We start from the raw sequence: 16,572 nt of genomic DNA on the forward strand, positions 1-16,572 counted from the left end.
GCCGCAGTCCGGCCATGACGAACACGACCGTCGTTAAGGTGAACTACATGAGCTCTCCCGCCGCCCGCTTCGACCGCGGCCACACCGACGACCTGATGACCTTCCTGGCGGCGAGTCCGTCGCAGTACCACGCCGTGGCCAACGCGGCCGAGCGGCTGGAGAAGGCCGGATTCAGGCAGTTGGCCGAGACCGACGCGTGGGACGCGAGCACGGGAGGCAAGTTCGTACTCCGCGGGGGCGCGATCATCGCCTGGTACGTGCCCGAAGGCGCGGCCGCGCACACCCCGTTCCGGATCATCGGCGCGCACACCGACTCCCCCAACCTCCGGGTCAAGCCGCTGCCCGACACCGGCACCCAGGGCTGGCGGCAGATCGCCGTGGAGATCTACGGCGGCACCCTGCTCAACACCTGGCTCGACCGCGACCTGGGCCTGGCCGGACGGCTGACCCTGCTCGACGGCACCGAACGGCTCGTCAACATCGACCGTGCGCTGATGCGCGTGCCCCAACTCGCCGTGCACCTGGACCGGTCGGTGAACACCGACGGGCTCAAGCTCGACAAGCAGCGGCACATGCAGCCGATCTGGGGCCTCGGCGACGTCCACGAGGGCGACCTGATCGCCTTCCTGGAGGACGAAGAGGGCCTGGACCGCGGCTCGGTGGCCGGCTGGGACCTGATGGTCCATTCGATCGAGCCCCCGGCCTACCTGGGCCGCGACCGCGAACTCCTCGCGGGCCCGCGCATGGACAACCTGCTGTCGGTCCACGCGGGCGTCGCGGCCCTGGCCGCCGCTTCCACCGCCGCCAACCTCGACCACATCCCGGTCCTGGCCGCCTTCGACCACGAGGAGAACGGCTCGCAGTCGGACACCGGCGCGGACGGGCCCCTGCTGGGCAACGTGCTGGAACGTTCAGTCTTCTCGCGCGGCGGCACCTACGAGGACCGCGCGCGGGCCTTCGCCGGCGCGATCTGCCTCTCCTCGGACACCGGCCACGCCGTGCACCCCAACTACGCGGAGCGGCACGACCCGTCGCACCACCCGCGCGCCAACGGCGGCCCGATCCTGAAGGTCAACGTCAACCAGCGCTACGCGACCGACGGCAGCGGCCGGGCGGTGTTCGTGAACGCCTGCGAGCGCGCCGGCGTCCCGTGGCAGACCTTCGTCTCCAACAACTCGATGCCGTGCGGCACGACGATCGGCCCGATCACCGCCGCCCGCCATGGCATCCAGACGGTCGACATCGGCGTGGCGATCCTCTCCATGCACAGCGCCCGCGAACTGTGCGGGGCGGACGACCCGTACCTGCTGGCCAACGTGATGCTGGCGTTCCTGGAGAACTGAACCCGCGTCACCACACCGTCATGACCGTGCCCGCCGGGGGATCTCCCCCGGCGGGCACGGTCGTTGTCGCGGCGCGGCGACTCAGTCGCAGTGCAGTGGCGTCGCTCAGTCGTCCATCCCCGCCAGCACCAGCGGCAGTCGGGTCGCGCCGCCGGCGGTGATGCTCAGCGGCACACCCCAGTCCTGCTGGTGGACGTGGCAGGCGGGGTACTCGTTCTCGGGGTCGTCGTCGCAGGAGGCCGCCATCGCGGAGACGTGCAGGACGCCCTCGGTCAGCTCCGGGTTCAGCGCGAGCTCCCGGAACAGGTCGGTCCCGGCCCCCTCGCCCGCCGTCAGCAGCTCGGGCGGCGTCGAGGAGACCAGGAGCCGGGTGGAGGGCCCGTAGCGGGTGTCGAGCTTCTGGCCGCTCGGCGCCTGGAAGACGATGTCGAGCCGGAGCGTGCCGGGGCCCACCTCGGTGGCGGCCCGCCGCGTGCGGTGGGCGACCGCGTCCACCCGTACGGCCTCCTCGGGAAGCCGCAGCCGGGTCAGCCGGTGCCGGGCCGACTCCACGACCACGATGTCGTCCCCGACGAGCACGGCGTCGCTGGGCTCGCGCAGGTCGGTGGCGAGGGTGGTGACCTGCCCGGTGGCGGGGTCGTACCGCCTCAGGGCGTGGTTGTACGTGTCGCACACCGCGACCGACCCGTCGGGCAGCGCGGTGACGCCGAGCGGGTGCTGGAGCAGCGCCTGGGCGGCGTCGCCGTCCCGGTGCCCGAAGTCGAAGAGGCCGGACCCGACGGCGGTACGGATGTCATAGCCGCCGTCGCCCACCTCCGCGTACCTCAGTGAGCTCGTCTCGGAGTCCGCGATCCACAGCCGGTCCTCCGTGGCCGCGAGCCCGGACGGCTGGGCGAACCAGGCCTCGGCGGCCGGACCGTCGTGCAGCCCCTCGTTGGTCGTCCCCGCGGCGACGGCCACGGTGTCGCTCTCCGGGTCCCAGGTCCACAGCTGGTGGACGCCCGCCATGGCGATCCACACCTTGCCCTGCCACCAGGCCACGTCCCACGGCGAGGACAGGTCGACGTCGAGGGCCGGCCCTGAGGTCGGCGACCCCTGCCACCACTGCCGCCCGGTCCCGGCGACGGTCTCCACGGCCCCGGTCGCGGGGTCGAACCGCCGCAGCGCGTGATTGACGGTGTCGGCGACGACCACGGACCCGTCGGGCAGCAGCGCCAGCCCCTGGGGCTCGCTGAAGGCCTCCGGCCCGAACCCCCGCTCCCCGCCGCCAACGCGCCGTACGACGCTCTCCCCGTCGGGGGCCAGCTCCACCAGCTGGTGCCGGGTCGTATCGGAGACGAGCAGGTTCCCGGAGGGCAGTACGAGCGCCTTCCCGGGGAACCGCAGGTCCCCCGCCACCGGCTCGGGCGCCACGTACGGCCCGTCCCCGCGGCGCAGCGTCCCCTTGGCCTCGTGCTCGGCCTCCAGCTCCTCCACGAGCTTCGCGAGGGCGTGCGCGTGCCCCTCGCCGGCGTGCTGCGCGACGATGTACCCCTCCGGGTCGATCACCACGAGCGTGGGCCAGGCGCGGACGGCGTACTGCTTCCAGGTCGCGAGCTCGGGATCGTCGAGCACGGGGTGGTGCACCCCGTACCGCTCGACGGCGTCCACGACGGCGGAGTGCTCGGCCTCGTGCACGAACTTCGGCGAGTGCACCCCGACGATCACGACGGTGTCGCGGTGCTTCTCCTCCAGCTCGCGCAACTCGTCGAGCACGTGGAGGCAGTTCACACAGCAAAAGGTCCAAAAATCCAAGATCAATGCGCGACCTCGAAAGTCGGCGAGCTTCAGGTCCTTCCCGCCAGTGTTGATCCATCCGCCCTTGCCGATCAGCTCGGGGGCACGGACACGGGCACGGCGGGGCGCGGGCGCAGAGGTGGGCGCCGGGGCAGCATCGTTCATACTTCAAGCTTGCCATTGGCCATGAACACCAGATCACGGCTGTACGGTGCCGTCGGCCCAGACGATCCGGCAACGCTCGTCACCGTCGAACCTCACCCCCACCCTCCCTCGTCGGACTTCCACTCGATCGATGGCGAGGCCAAGGCGTTCACGTCTTCCGGCCGCATCGTCGGCGTCCCAAGCTTCCCGTAGCAGGCCGGCGTCCATGAGCGGAGAGATGTCCACGGAAGGGGTGGGCATCCGCAGCAGGTCTGCGCAGAGCCCCTCGATCCGGGTACGAAGTCGTCCGGCGAGCCGGTTGTACCGGTCGACCGCGTCAGCGTCGGCGAACTCGCCGCGGACGTACCTGGCCTCCTCCAAGTCCGCCAGACGAACCTTCTCGTCCGCGATCTCCGCCTCGATCGCGTCCCGCTTCGCGAACGTCTCCGGATCCTCCCTCTGCACCCAGCGATCGTTGATCACAGCGAGCAGCGGGTCCTGAGGCTCCAGGGACGGCAAGTGCGAGAGGAACGCCCGGGTCACGTAGTCGTCGATGCTCCCCACCCGAGCCGAGACACCGGAGCATCCTCGCCCCATCCGGTAGTTGGAGCACTGGTACGACGTGCCTGCCTTGCTCATCCGGGCCCCACAGAGGCCACATCGCGCCATCCCGGTGAGCAGTGACTTGCCCTGCTTGTGACCGTGTCGCTTCCCCGCCAGAGGAAACGTGCGCGCTTCGAGCTGGCGGAGGATGAGCTCACGCTCCCCGACCGTGATGATCCCCTCACCGATGCTCACGGTTTCGAGCGTCTCCGGATCCCGGTAGGGAGAGACCCGGTTCATGTATGTGCGTGTCCCGTCCGGCTGCTCCTCGCACTCGGTCTGCGGCATGAGACCGGCGAAGGTCGGTGACCGAAGGAGCTGCATGACGCTGGACGAGTTCCACTCGCCTCCACGGGCCGACTCCACCCCGTGCTCGTTCAGCAGCCGGGCGATGTGGACGAGCGCCTTCCCGGACAGTGCTTCGTCGGCTATCAGCCGGGCGTAGACGGCAGTCTCGGGGTCGTGGACGAGCTTCTTCGTCTCCCGGTCCACCAGGAGCCCATAGGGCGGCTGCCCGCCGATCCATTGCCCCCGTTGCCGCAGATATCGCTTTGCGCTGCCGACACGCATTCCGAGATTGCGCGACTCGTTGCGCGCGAGTTCCGCCAGCATCGCGAGGGCGACGCGGGCGCTGTCGTTCTGCGTGTCGAGCCCGTCCATGACGGAGACCAGCCGTCCGCCGACCCGGCCTATGTCGTCCAGCGCCTTGCCGACCTCTCCGATGCCCTTGCGGGACAGCCGGTCGAGCTTCCAGACGACCAGAACGGCCACGACTCCGGCCGTGACGGCTGTCATCGCCGCGTCGAACCCCTTGCGGCTGACGTTCTTGTAGCCGGAGCGTCCACGGTCGATGTGGACCTTGCGGACGGTCAGTCCGTTGCGCTCCGCCCACGCCCGGCAGTCGGCTTCCTGGCGGTCGATCGCAGTCTTGCCCTCCCGGTCAAGGGACAGACGCAAGTACAGGTCAGCAGTGGTGTTGGTGCACGTCCCCACGCTAGCGAGGAGTGCACACATTGGTTCAGGAAATCCGAAAATCGAGGATAGTGATCTGCCCTCGCAGTCGGCGAAGGGCACTCCTCGGAGTGACGACGCCGGGCGGGAGCCCGTGGGACGCTGGGCGGGCAGGCAGCGAAGGAGGCGTCCCGCATGACCACCGCGCACGACTACAGCGAGGGCATCGACCCCGAGCACGCGCTGGGGTACGCCGTGCAGCGGTTCCGCGGGGAGCGGGCCGAGGTACTCGAAGGGGTCGTCGACTACGTGCCGGCCGACTGGGGTCACGAGCGTGCCCGGAGCGTCCTGCGGGACCGGCTGTCGGATGCGGTCGAGGCCTTGGGGTGCATGGCCGGCTCCGGCGACCTCGACCTGCCGGGCTCGCTGAACTGGTACGTCCCGGACCTCGCCGTGGTCCCCAGCGCACTGGCGCGGGGAGCCGGGGCCTTGCTCCCCGACCAGACCCTCCTGGTCGTCGAAGTCACCTCGGCCGCGAGCGACGAGACCGACCGCGTCGTCAAGCGCAAGCGGTACGCGGAGTACGGGGCACCGCTCTACCTCCTCGTCGACCGGACGGCGCAGACCGTCACCCTCTTCTCCGGGCCCGGGCGGCTCGGGTACACCGAGGTCGACGGGCCCCATCCCTTCGGGACCCCGGTGCGCCTCCCGGAGCCGTTCGGGATCGACCTCGACACCAGCGGGCTCTGAGGCGATACGTCCTGCGGTGTCCCCCGTGCCCGGCCCCGCACGGCTCTGACCAGGTACGCAGGGCGGTACAGGATGAGTAGGCGTACTCAGGTGGCGGGACCCGGCAGCTTCGAGACTGGCAACAGAACGAACGAAGCGGAACACAGAACGGGAAATGGGGAACGTCATGGTGCGGCGCTGGTCGAAGGCTGAGATGTGGGTGCCCGGTGCGTACCTGGCGCTGGTGGTCGCGATGCTGGTCTACGTCGCGGTCGGCAGCCGGACCGGGGACATCGGGATGTTCCCGGCCTTGCCGATCCTGGCCACGGCCCCGGTCAGCCTCATCCTGATGATGTCCTTCGGACCCGCGGCGGACGCCCTGGACGAGTCGGCCCCGGTCGAGGGGCCCGTCTACGAGGGCTCGCAGCCGCCGCCCGAGCCGCCGCCCACGGCGTTCGCACCGGAGTCCGCCCCGCCCTCGGACTGGGTGGCACCGGACACGTCCTACGACGGCAAGCTCGACATGGGGGCCGAGTTCGGCTTCTACGGCGCGGTCCTGTTCAGCGCCCTGGTCAACGCCGCGGCGATCTGGGCCATGCTCCGCTACGTGGCGCGGCTGCGCACCGCCGCCAGGGGCGCGCAGGGCTAGGCGAAGAGGGCGACCAGGCTCGGGAGGCGGGTTGCGAGCTCCTCGCGGTCGTCGAAGTCGAAGTCCCAGGACGGGTCCAGGGGCGGGTACGTGATCGTGAAGGAGCCCGACGGGAGAGCGTGGCCCGTGGCGGTCTCGTAGGCGGTCCAGGCTATGGACAGGGCCCTCTCGTCTTCCAGGTACTCGCCCCCGGCCGCCGCCGCGCGGACCCCGGGGTGGTCCGCCAGGGAGTCCGGGTCCGCCAGGGCGGCGGCGAAGGTCGCTTCGCCCTGGGTGAGGAGCCAGCCCCGGAAGTAGTCGAAGCCGTCGTCCGAGCAGCCGCCGTTGATCAGGTAGGCCGCGGCCCAGAGCGGGGCCCGGTAGGACTCCGCCAGGAGGTCCCACAGCACCTGCTGGGCCGCCGCCACTTCCGCCGCGGGGTGCTCGGCGAGCAGCGCGGCCGCGCGCCGGGCCACCTGGTCCGGCTCCGCCTGCGCGCGGGCCGTCTCGATCAGCTTCCAGAACGTCTGCGTGTCCATGCCCCGAGGCTCGCAGCCGGGTCTGACATCAGGCTTCGAAGCTGTGCAGGGAGCGGACGAGGGCGGTGACGAAGGCGTCCTGGACCTCGGCGGGGAGCAGGTCCAGGGAGAGGTACGGGTTGAGGTCCTCCAGTTCGACCAGGAGGAGGTCGCCCGAGGGGGCCCGGCAGGCGTCCACGCGCTGGATGCCGTGGGTGAGGGTGTTCCAGTCGATGAAGGCGCGGGCGAAGGAGAGGTCCGCGGGGGTGGGGTCGTACGGGATCAGCTCCCAGCGGCGGGCCGGGTCGGGGGCGTACAGGGCGTACTGGAAGGTGTCGTCCACGAAGTAGAAGGAGACTTCGTAGGAGAAGTCGATGCGGGGCTGGATCAGGAACTCCCCCGGGGCGCAGTCCGGGTGCGGGGTGAAGGTCAGGCCTATGGAGTCCGCTCCCTGCTTCGGCTTCACCGCGTACGAGGGGGAGGACGGGAGCACCGAGAGGTGCGCCGGGTCGTCGATCGTCGGGATGACCGGGTGGCCCGAGGCGGTCAGGTCGACGAGGTACTGCTTGCCCGCCATGTCGCCGCGGCCCGTCAGGGGGTTGTAGACGCGGGTGCCGGCGGCGAGGGCGGCCGCGCGGAAGGAGTCGTAGGCCTCCTGGTGGTGGATGACCGGGCCGCTGTTGCGGACGACGACCGTGTCGAAGGCCGGGAGGAGGGCCTCCGCGTCCAGGGGGTGGCAGAGGGCCAGCGGGAAGTGCTCGCGCAGGCGTGCGGTGAGGAAGACGTCCTCGTCGCCGTAGCGGCGGCCGCGCGCCGGGTACGCCAGGTCGGTCACGTAGAGGAGTGGCATGACCGGAACCTATCGCGGGCAGCGATGAGGGCGTGAAATACCTGGTACGGGACAAAATGTTGGCCGTCGGCGACGACTACTGGATCGAGGACGAGGACGGCCGGCACGCCTTCCTCGTCGACGGGAAGGCCCTGCGGTTCCGGGACACCCTGGAGTTGAAGGATCCCGACGGGCGGATCCTCATCACGCTGCGGGAGAAGCTCTTCGCCCTGCGCGACGCGATGACGCTGGAGCGCGACGAGCGGCGGCTCGCGGTGATCCGGAAGAAGCGGCTCTCGCTGCTGCGCAACCACTACCTGGTCACGCTCAACGAGGGCACCGAGCTCGATGTCAGCGGGCGGATCCTCGACCGGGAGTTCAAGGTCGAGTACGAGGGGGAGCTGCTCGCCCTGATCTCCCGCCAGTGGTACCGGATCCGCGAGACGTACGCCGTCGACGTGGTCCGCGAGGACGCCGACGCCTCGCTGCTCATCGCCGTCGCGGTGTGCGTCATCCGGATGGCGGAGAAGGAGCGGGAGGGCCCGGGCGAGCCGTAGCCCCGCTCAGTCGCGCTGTCCGCTCAGTCGCACTGTCCGCTCAGTCGCACTGGCCGCGGCCGCAGTCCTTGAGCGGGCCCGCGCCGGGGATGGCCGTGAGGGCCTCGCGCAGGGCGGCGCGCAGGGCGGCGCGCTCGGGTCCGGTGAGGCTCTCGTCGTACGTCACCTCCACGCGGGTCACGGGATCGACGAACGACTGATGGACACTTTTCACTCCGTGCAGCCGGAGGTCCACCCTGGGGACGCCTTCGTCGCTGTACAGGGAGCTGGGAATGTCCACGAAGTAGGCGTGCGAGGGCCGCAGCCAGGTCTCGTACGCCAGCCAGCCGACGACGATCACCACCGTCGCGGTCACCAGCGCGGCGGCGAACGCGCACACGGCGGCGATGTCCGGGCGGCGGCGCGGATCGGCCGAGCGGGCCAGCAGCAGCACGATCGCCGGCGGGATCAGCGGGAACATGCCGAAGATGCCCAGCACGATGCCCATGAGGATCCCGCCCACACCGAAGCCGAGGCACAGGAGACGGAAGTCCGCGAGGTCCCGGACGAAGAAGGTCCAGGTGCCGGCGATGAGGGAGAAGATCATGACCACACCGAGCGGGGACCCCATCGCCCAGGCCGCCGGGGCGGCGGCCAGGAGGATGGCGAGGCCGGCCGTCGAGCGCTGGAGCCAGTGGACGCGTTCCGCCGGGACTGCTTCCGCCGGTTCCGCACGCGCCGAAAGCGTCGCCACCGATCCCGCCACCGGTCTCGGTTCCCATCCCGCCACCGGTCCCGCCACCGGTCTCGCTTCCGGGTCCGTCGTTCCGTCCGTCATGCGCCGTACCCCGTCCGTGTCCTCGTCCCCGGAGGGCTCCCGCCGAGTAAAGCACCGCCGTCGGCACGCACGTGCGGCGGGCCCTTTGGCGGGCTCAGAGGCCCAGGCGGCGGTCCTTCAGGGCCGGGAACTGCTCGCGGGTCTCGGCGACCTTCTTCGGGTCGAGGTCCACCGTCAGGATCTCCTCCCCCGGGCCCGCCTCCGCCAGGACCTCGCCCCACGGGTCCACGACCAGGCTGTGGCCGGCCTGTTCCACGCCCCCGTTGGTGCCGGCCGTCCCGCACGCGAGGACGTACGACTGGTCCTCGACGGCACGGGCCCGGTTCAGCAGCGTCCAGTGGCCCCGGCGGCGGGCCGGCCAGCCCGCGGAGACGACCAGCGTCGTCGCCCCGGCGTCGACCAGGCCGCGGAACAGCTCCGGGAAGCGCAGGTCGTAGCAGGTGGCCAGGCCGAGGGTCTGCTCCGGCAGGGCGACCGTGGTCAGGGACTCGCCCGCGGACATCAGGACGGCCTCGCCCTGGTCGAAGCCGAAGCGGTGGATCTTGCGGTACGTGGCGGCGAGCTCGCCCGTCGGGGAGAGGACGAGCGCGGTGTTGTAGAGCGAGCCGTCGCCCGCGCGCTCCACGAAGGAGCCGGCGTGCAGCCAGACGCCGGCGTCGCGGGCGGCCGCGGCCATGGCCCCGTAGGTCGGTCCGTCCAGCGGCTCGGCCTCCGTCTCGAACTGCTCGTAGGCGAAGGCGCCCACGGTCCACAGCTCGGGCAGGACGACGAGGTCCGAGCCGGACTGTTCGCGCACGAGGTCAGCGGCACGGGAGCGGCGGGAAACCACCGACTCCCCATCATTCACCGCGATTTGGATCAGGGAAGCGCGCACAGTACCACCGTCCTGGCTTTCAAGCCGTCAACTCGGGCCTACGATCGTCACACGAAAGCACTGCCGGGGTGCTCACCGGCAGCGTAGTTTTGAAGCCATTGCACACGCTTCCAGAACGCGCCAATGAGCCAACGCGCCAACAGGCCAATGATCAGCACGCTAGGGGTCCCGTTGACCGTCCATCCGCATCCCAGCCTTCAGCCCTATGCCGACGCGTGGACCCACTCCGTCGAGGCGATATCCGAGCTGGTCCTTCCGTTGACGGAAGGCGAGTGGAACCGGGCGACGCCCTGCCCGAACTGGTCCGTGCGCGATGTCGTCTCCCACGTCATCGGCATCGACTGCGAGCAGTTGGGCGACCCGCGGCCGATCCACACCCTGCCGCGGGACCTGCGGCACGTGGTCGACGAGTTCTCCCGGTACATGGAAGTGCAGGTCGACGTGCGGCGGCACCACACCGCGCCCGAGATGACCTCCGAGCTGGAGTACACGATCATCCGCCGCTCCCGGCAGCTGCGGAACGAGAAGCGGGATCCGGACACGATGGTCCGCGGCCCGCTGGGCGAGCCGGCCACCCTGGAGCACTCGCTGCGGCTGCGCGCGTTCGACGTGTGGATCCACGAGCAGGACCTGCGGGCGGCCCTGGGGGCACCGGGGAACTGGGACTCGCCGGGGGCCTACGTGGCCAGGGACGTCCTGCTCTCCGGGCTCCCGAAGGTGGTCGCGAAGAAGGCGGGCGCGCCCGCGAACTCGGCCGTCGTCATCGACGTGCACGGGGCGCTGGAGTTCATGCGGACCGTACGGGTCGACGCGGAGGGCCGCGGCACCATCGACAAGGCCCCCTCGCTGGGGCCCGCGGTGACGCTGACCCTGGACTGGGAGACGTACGTACGCCTCGCGGCCGGCCGGGTGCGCGCGCACACGGTGGCCGACCGGGTGAAGGTGGAGGGCGACCCGGCGCTGGCCGAGGCCATCCTGGCCCACTTCTCCGTGACTCCGTGACTCCGTGACTCCGTAGGCCGGAGAAACCTTGGTGTGGTCCGTGGTGTCGTCCGCTGCCGTACCGGCAGCGGACCGGTTCGATTGGTTTTCCGACGTGGTGGCGCAGCAGTTGGTGTCGACGTCCATCAGGAGCGAGCACGCGGGGGACTTCCGGGCGGAGGCCGCCGTGCTGGACCTGGGCTCCGTGCAGGTGTCGAAGTTCGGCTACGCCCCGCTGCGCGCCCGGCGCACGGCGGCGCACGTCCGCAGCAGCGACCCCGAGCAGTACCAGTTGGGGCTGGTGACCAGCGGGTCCATGTGGATCGCGCAGAACCGGCACGAATCGGGGCCGTTCTCGGGGGACCTGGTGCTGTGGGACACCTCGCACCCCTTCGAGTCGGCCGTCCCTGGCACGGAGCCGGTCCGGGCCGTGATCCTCTCGCTCCCCCGCACCGCGCTCCCGCTGCGGTCGGACCGGGTGGACCGGGTGCTCGCCGAGCGGATCCCCGCCGACCGGGGAATGGGGGCGATCCTCGCGCAGTACATGCGCTCCCTGGCCGCGCACGGGGAGGAGTGCGCGCCCGCCGAGCTGGAACAGCTGGGCTCCGTCGCCCTCGACCTGGCCGGCGCCTGCCTCGCCGCGCAGATCGGGGCCGAGGACGAGCTGTCCGAGGAGAGCCGGACCCGGGCGCTGCTGGCCCGGATCGACACCTTCATCGGGCACAACCTCGGCGATCCCGAGCTGAACCCGTCCGAGGTCGCCGCCCGGCACAGCCTTTCGCTGCGCCGGCTCCAGCTCCTGTTCCGGGAGCGCGGGGAGAGCGTCGCGGCCGCGATCCGGCGGCGCCGGCTGGAGCGCTGCCGCGAGGACCTCGCCGACCCGGGGCAGCTCACCGTCCCCGTCCACACCGTGGCCGTGCGCTGGGGATTCACCACCGCCTCGGTGTTCAGCCGCCTGTTCCGCGATACGTACGGGGCCAGTCCCAGCGAGTTCCGCCGCGCGGCGGTGGAGGAGGCCGCGGCCGGGAGCACAGTCGGGCCCCCGATCTAGCCCGCTGCGCGGATTGTCAACGGTCCCTGCGCGCAGTGCACACGCCGCCGCGCGGAGCCCTCATAGGCTCGGCACGCGTTGGCCGGAACCCGACTCCGCGGAGCGGACGGACGGATGGGTGGGAAAGGACGGGGGTCTGTCCCGCCCGGTCCCGTCCTCCGCGGTACGGGGGCCTACGCGCATGCCGGGCCGGCACCGGACGTCACCGGGCCGGCCGCGGGTCGGCAGGGGTGCCGACGGGGGCGCCGGCCCCGGAGGCGGCCACGGCGGTGGCGGCCGGGACCGGGGCCGGTGGGGTGACCGACCCGGACTGCGGGGGTATGTGGAGGGCCGGGGGCGCCGCACCCGTCCCCGCACGCTCGCGTTCGCGGGCCAGGGCGCGGCCGCGCAGGCGCAGGATCTGGGCGAGGCCCAGGAGTTCCAGGACGAAGACCGACGAGAACGCGATGCGGTAGTTGTCCCCGGTGGCGTCGAGCAGCAGGCCCACCACCAGGAGGGTCGTCATCGAGGCGATGAAACCGCCCATGTTGGTGATTCCGGAGGCGGTGCCCTGACGTTCCGCCGGGTTGGCGGGCCGGGCGAAGTCGAAGCCGATCATCGACGCCGGCCCGCACGTGCCCAGCACCAGGCAGAGCACGACCAGCAGCCACATCGGCGCGTGGTCCCCGGGGTAGGCCAGGACGGAGCCCCAGAGGAGGGCGGTGAGGCCGACCGTGCCCAGGGCGAGCGGGATCCGGGAGGACTGCCTGCGGCCGACGATCTGGCCGTAGACCAGGCCGAGCGCCATGTTCGAGGCGACCACCAGCGTGAGCAGCCCGCCCGCGGTGGTCCGCGAGAGCCCCTGGGCCTCGACGAGGAACGGCATGCCCCACAGCAGCAGGAACACCATCGCCGGGAACTGCGTCGTGAAGTGCACCCACAGGCCGAGCTTGGTGCCCGGCTCCCGCCAGGAGTCGGCGATCTGGCGCCGTACGTATCCCCCCGCGCCGGAGCCCCCCGCCCCGCCGGCCGCCCGCGGCGCGGGCTCGTGTCCCTCCGGGTGGTCGCGCAGGAACAGCACGAGCGGGACCATGACGACCAGTCCCGCCACCGCGCTGCCCGCGAACGCGGGCACCCAGCCGACCCCGTGCAGCACGGGGGCCAGGACCAGCGTGGAGATCAGGTTGCCGGCCATCCCGACCAGGCCGGCCAACTGCGCCATCAGCGGGCCCCGGCGGGCCGGGAACCAGCGGGTGCCGAGCCGCAGCACGGAGATGAAGGTCATGGCGTCCCCGCAGCCCAGCAGCGCGCGGGCCGCCAGGGCCATCCCGTAGGAGGGGGAGAGCGCGAAGCCGATCTGGCCGGCGGTGAAGAGCACGGCGCCGAGGGTGAGCACCTTCTTGGTGCCGAGGCGGTCCACCATCAGGCCGACGGGTATCTGCATGCCCGCGTAGACCAGCAGTTGGAGCAGGGAGAAGGCGGACAGCGCCGAGGCGTTCACGTGGAAGCGGTCGGCGGCCTCCAGCCCGGCGACGCCGAGGCTGGTGCGGAAGATGACCGCCACGAAGTAGACGGCGACGCCGATCGACCAGACGAGCACCGCCTTGCGGCCGCCCTGGGGGTCCCCCCGGACGAAGTCTGGGGGAGGGTCCTTGAAGACCGTCGTCCCGGGGGAAGCGGCGGGGGCGGAGCTCATCGGGCGGACCCCCGCACCAGTTCCCCGACCCGGCTCACGTGGGCCCGTACGGCCGCGGCGGCCGTGTCGGCGTCGCCCGCGCGCAGGGCGTCGAGGATCTCCTGGTGCTCGGCCAGCGTCCGCTCCACCCGCTCGGGGTGCGCGTGCAGCAGGGCCACGCCCATGCGGAGCTGGCGGTCGCGCAGTTGGTCGTAGAGGCGGCAGAGGATCTGGTTGCCGGCGCTGCGCACGATCTCCGCGTGGAAGGCCCGGTCGGCGGCGATCATCGCGCCGAGCTCGCCCGCGGCGGCGAGCCGGCGCTGCTCCTCGACCAGTTCCGCGAGCCGCTCCAGCAGCCCGGCCGGGGCGGGCACCGCCCGGCGGACGGTGAACTCCTCCACCAGCAGCCGGGTTTCGACCACGTCGGCGATCTCCTGGGCGGAGACGGCGAGGACGAGGGCGCCCTTCTTCGGGTACAGCTTCAGCAGCCCCTCGGTCTCCAGCCGCAGCAGCGCCTCGCGGACCGGTGTGCGCGAGACCCCGACGGCGACCGCGAGCTCGCCCTCGGTCAGCAGCACCCCGCCCTCGTAGCGGCGGTCGAGCACGGCCTGCTTGACGTGTCGGTAGACGCGTTCGGCAGCGGTCACGGTGGTGGCGGCGGTACTGGCGGGCGGCATGCGCACAGCATAGATACAACAGAGGTGCAACCCGGGGGCCGTCCACCATGTGGACCCTCGCCCGACCTCACCGCACCGTGACGTCCAGCACGAACTCGTCGTACGCGGCCTCGTCCGGATACGGCGGACGGACCTGCGCGAAGCGGATCCTGGCCCGGCCCGCCACCCGCCCCCGTACGAGGTACACCCGCTCCACCGTCGCCCCGGGGGGCGGCTCCGGCGGCTCCGGCGCGGCGGCGGCCTGCGGCCCCTCTGCCACCGATACGGCGTCCGTGTCGCCCGTCACCCGCCAGGTCCAGACGTAGCCGCGCGCACCGCGCCCGGTGAGCCGCAGCTCGTACGGCTCACCGGGCGCGAGCACCACCTCGCGCACCTCCACGCGGACTCCTCTCCTGTGGAGACGGCCCCGGCGGAGAATCAGGCCGGGCCGACCACCGCCCCCTCGTGCCAGCCGGCGCCGTCGCGCCAGTAGTGCTGGAGCAGGCGGTCGGTGCGCAGGACGATCACCTCCAGGTTGAACCCGAAGCTGCCCTGGAGCATCCCGGTGACCGCCAGCACGTCGTGGCCGAAGACCGCGGAGCGCTGCCAGGCGGCGCCGCCCGCGTTGCCGCGCCACCAGTGCTCGACGCGGCCGCCCGCGCCCGTCACGCACAGCTCGTAGTTCCCGGCGGTGTCCTCGTCGGCCGCCCCGTACTGCGCCTCGATCAGGCAGGGCGCCGAGGTGATGCCGGAGGCGAAGACCTCGCCGGGGCGCCAGACGAACCCGTTCGGGTCGTCGCGCCACCACAGCTGCATCCGGCCGTCGGTGCGGGTGGCGACCAGGTCGAGGCGGCGGGCGCGGGTCTGGACCAGAGCCGGGCCGAAGTGCGCGATGCCGGAGGCGAAGCGGCCGCCGTCGTTCCAGGTCCAGGGGGCGCCGTTGATCCGCCACCAGTGGCCCAGGCGGCCGTCGGCGGTGCGGACGACCACCTCGAAGTTGCCGGGCGCCCCGTAGTCGCTCTGGATGAAGGCCGGGGTCGAGCCGACCGCCGCGTCGCCGGGGCCGAAGGCGCCGCCGTCGCGCCAGGCGCCGCCGAAGTGCTCGTAGTACCAGTGGCGCAGCCGGCCGCCGGTGGTGACGTGCAGCGACTCCATGTTCCGGTTGTACGTGGTCCCCGTGAAGGCGGGCTGGCCCGAGGCATCGGAGGCGAAGCTCTGGGCGGGGGTCCAGGCGAAGGGGGCGTCGCCCTCGCGCCACCAGTGGCGGAGGGAGCCGCCTGCTCCGCTGAGGGCCGCCAGCTCGAAGTTGCGGTGGGCGCGGCCGTTGCCGCTCTCGTAGACGTTGCCAGTGTGCAGCCGGCGCTTGCTCCACGGGTCGATGTTGGTGTCCTGGAGCCCGCACTTCGCCCAGTCGTCGATCCGCGCCTCGCCGTACGCGATCCGGCCGTAGCCGCCCACGTGGTGGCCGGTGCCCCAGGAGTTCTTGAACAACCAGCAGCCGGCCGCGTCGTCGTAGCCGGTGATCAGGACGCAGTGGCCGCCCGCCAGGCGGTCGCTGGTGCGGTGGTAGACCCCGGAGCCGAGGCCGAAGAAGTCCTCGTACACGTCGAAGCAGGCGGTCAGCGGGCCCACCGTGTCCAGCCACACCTTCTGCTGCTCCACGTCGCCGAGCCGGACGTGCCCCCCGGTGATGCGGACGGTCCGCCCGGAGCGGTCCCAGCTCGGGGTGTACTCGGCCCGCCAGGCCTCCCGGCGGTCGACCGGGGTGCCGGGCGGCGGCGGCGAGTACGGCCAGCAGCCCGGGTCCGCGAGTCCGCCGTTGGTCCGGATCCAGTCGAGGGCGGCCTCGGGGCTGCCCGTCTGCCCGCAGGTGGCCTTCATCCCGTCGTGCAGGTCCCCCTCGGACCGCTCGGCCCATACGTGGTGCTCGATGCGGGCCATCGACTCCACCAGCCCGGCCGCCCCGAACGCCCAGGAGGCGCTGCACGGGCCCTGGTCCTTCACCCGGGTGAGCCAGGGCCGGCCCCACCGGCTGCGCCAGTCCACGGCGGAGGGGCGGGCGGCGGGGGCCCCGGTTCCCGTGGCCGTGGCCTTGCCGGTGCTGGTGCCCATGCCTGCACCGGTGCCCGTGCCTGCACCGGCGCCCGTGCCGGGGAACAGCCCGTGCGCCGTCCTGCGCCGGGTGAGGTGCGGATTGCCGCTGACCCGGCCCACGAGGCTCCGCAGATCCACCGGCGGCGCGGCCCCGGCCGGGGTCAGCTCGACGGCCGCCGCCGTGCTCGCCCCCAGTCCCAGGGCGGGCCGCGGCACGGGATCCCCGTCGGCGAGGTGCTCGCTCACGGACCACCGCGCCCCGCACGCCGCGAGCAGCGCCCGCAGCTCCCCCGCCGTCTGGACGCGCCCCTCCGACTGCTCCGGCATTCCGGCCCCCCAACGCACCGTACGGATCCGAGCCCCGGGA

16 protein-coding genes are annotated in these 16,572 nt (G+C 72.1%); 6 read left to right on the forward strand and 10 right to left on the reverse strand.

The features are described from left to right. Positions 1 to 47: 47 nt before the first annotated feature. Positions 48 to 1,343 (forward strand): M18 family aminopeptidase, encoded by a 1,296-nt coding sequence (locus AC061S_RS02085; RefSeq protein ID WP_478684042.1) that lies wholly within the window; start codon positions 48 to 50, stop codon positions 1,341 to 1,343. Between the two features lie 105 nt (positions 1,344 to 1,448). Here AC061S_RS02085 and AC061S_RS02090 read toward each other — a convergent pair whose 3' ends face one another. Both AC061S_RS02090 and AC061S_RS02095 read right to left on the reverse strand, forming a co-directional pair. After that, complete coding sequence (locus AC061S_RS02090) at positions 1,449 to 3,284, reverse strand: NHL domain-containing thioredoxin family protein (RefSeq protein ID WP_478684043.1); 1,836 nt, start codon at positions 3,282 to 3,284, stop codon at positions 1,449 to 1,451. A gap of 33 nt (positions 3,285 to 3,317) precedes the next feature. Next, complete coding sequence (locus AC061S_RS02095; RefSeq protein ID WP_478684044.1) at positions 3,318 to 4,940, reverse strand: recombinase family protein; 1,623 nt, start codon at positions 4,938 to 4,940, stop codon at positions 3,318 to 3,320. 72 nt (positions 4,941 to 5,012) lie between these two features. Here AC061S_RS02095 and AC061S_RS02100 point away from each other — a divergent pair, with 72 nt between their 5' ends. Beyond that, complete coding sequence (locus AC061S_RS02100; RefSeq protein WP_478684045.1) at positions 5,013 to 5,567, forward strand: Uma2 family endonuclease; 555 nt, start codon at positions 5,013 to 5,015, stop codon at positions 5,565 to 5,567. Positions 5,568 to 5,721: 154 nt separating this feature from the next. Further along, positions 5,722 to 6,195, forward strand: coding sequence for an SCO4225 family membrane protein (locus tag AC061S_RS02105; protein WP_478684046.1), 474 nt, complete (start codon positions 5,722 to 5,724; stop codon positions 6,193 to 6,195). Here AC061S_RS02105 and AC061S_RS02110 read toward each other — a convergent pair. Both AC061S_RS02110 and AC061S_RS02115 read right to left on the reverse strand, forming a co-directional pair. Then, the gene (locus tag AC061S_RS02110) at positions 6,192 to 6,713 is read right to left on the reverse strand and encodes a DUF4240 domain-containing protein (protein WP_478684047.1); all 522 of its coding nucleotides are present in this window, start codon (positions 6,711 to 6,713) and stop codon (positions 6,192 to 6,194) included. The two genes, AC061S_RS02105 and AC061S_RS02110, sit on opposite strands and share 4 nt — an antisense overlap. A 28-nt stretch (positions 6,714 to 6,741) precedes the next feature. Further along, positions 6,742 to 7,542 (reverse strand): hypothetical protein, encoded by an 801-nt coding sequence (locus AC061S_RS02115; protein ID WP_478684048.1) that lies wholly within the window; start codon positions 7,540 to 7,542, stop codon positions 6,742 to 6,744. A 32-nt stretch (positions 7,543 to 7,574) separates the two neighbouring features. On the opposite strand from AC061S_RS02115, the gene AC061S_RS02120 reads away from it, so the two are divergent. Continuing rightward, the gene (locus tag AC061S_RS02120) at positions 7,575 to 8,078 is read left to right on the forward strand and encodes an LURP-one-related/scramblase family protein (protein WP_478684049.1); all 504 of its coding nucleotides are present in this window, start codon (positions 7,575 to 7,577) and stop codon (positions 8,076 to 8,078) included. 40 nt (positions 8,079 to 8,118) lie between these two features. On the opposite strand, the gene AC061S_RS02125 is transcribed toward AC061S_RS02120, so the two are convergent. Continuing rightward, the gene (locus AC061S_RS02125) at positions 8,119 to 8,811 is read right to left on the reverse strand and encodes a hypothetical protein (protein WP_478684050.1); all 693 of its coding nucleotides are present in this window, start codon (positions 8,809 to 8,811) and stop codon (positions 8,119 to 8,121) included. Between the two features lie 178 nt (positions 8,812 to 8,989). Next, the gene (locus AC061S_RS02130) at positions 8,990 to 9,769 is read right to left on the reverse strand and encodes a carbon-nitrogen family hydrolase (protein WP_478684051.1); all 780 of its coding nucleotides are present in this window, start codon (positions 9,767 to 9,769) and stop codon (positions 8,990 to 8,992) included. Between the two features lie 171 nt (positions 9,770 to 9,940). Here AC061S_RS02130 and AC061S_RS02135 point away from each other — a divergent pair, with 171 nt between their 5' ends. Together AC061S_RS02135 and AC061S_RS02140 are read left to right on the forward strand one after the other, a co-directional pair. Next, on the forward strand, positions 9,941 to 10,771 hold the full coding sequence (locus AC061S_RS02135; RefSeq protein WP_478684052.1) for a maleylpyruvate isomerase family mycothiol-dependent enzyme: 831 nt from the start codon (positions 9,941 to 9,943) through the stop codon (positions 10,769 to 10,771). A 40-nt stretch (positions 10,772 to 10,811) separates the two neighbouring features. Then, positions 10,812 to 11,801, forward strand: a complete 990-nt coding sequence (locus tag AC061S_RS02140) for an AraC family transcriptional regulator (RefSeq protein ID WP_478684053.1) — start codon at positions 10,812 to 10,814, stop codon at positions 11,799 to 11,801. A 202-nt stretch (positions 11,802 to 12,003) separates the two neighbouring features. On the opposite strand, the gene AC061S_RS02145 is transcribed toward AC061S_RS02140, so the two are convergent. The 4 genes from AC061S_RS02145 to AC061S_RS02160 form a co-directional block, all read right to left on the reverse strand. Continuing rightward, positions 12,004 to 13,476, reverse strand: coding sequence for an MFS transporter (locus tag AC061S_RS02145; protein WP_478684054.1), 1,473 nt, complete (start codon positions 13,474 to 13,476; stop codon positions 12,004 to 12,006). Then, entirely contained in the window at positions 13,473 to 14,132 is a 660-nt protein-coding gene (locus AC061S_RS02150; RefSeq protein ID WP_478684055.1) for a GntR family transcriptional regulator, read from the reverse strand. Before AC061S_RS02150 ends, AC061S_RS02145 begins: the two co-directional genes overlap by 4 nt. 67 nt (positions 14,133 to 14,199) lie before the next feature. Continuing rightward, on the reverse strand, positions 14,200 to 14,511 hold the full coding sequence (locus AC061S_RS02155; RefSeq protein WP_478684056.1) for a protease inhibitor I42 family protein: 312 nt from the start codon (positions 14,509 to 14,511) through the stop codon (positions 14,200 to 14,202). Positions 14,512 to 14,549: 38 nt separating this feature from the next. After that, entirely contained in the window at positions 14,550 to 16,532 is a 1,983-nt protein-coding gene (locus tag AC061S_RS02160; RefSeq protein ID WP_478684057.1) for a C1 family peptidase, read from the reverse strand. Positions 16,533 to 16,572 lie beyond the last annotated feature (40 nt).

This window comes from Streptomyces sp. CA189, from assembly GCF_056428985.1.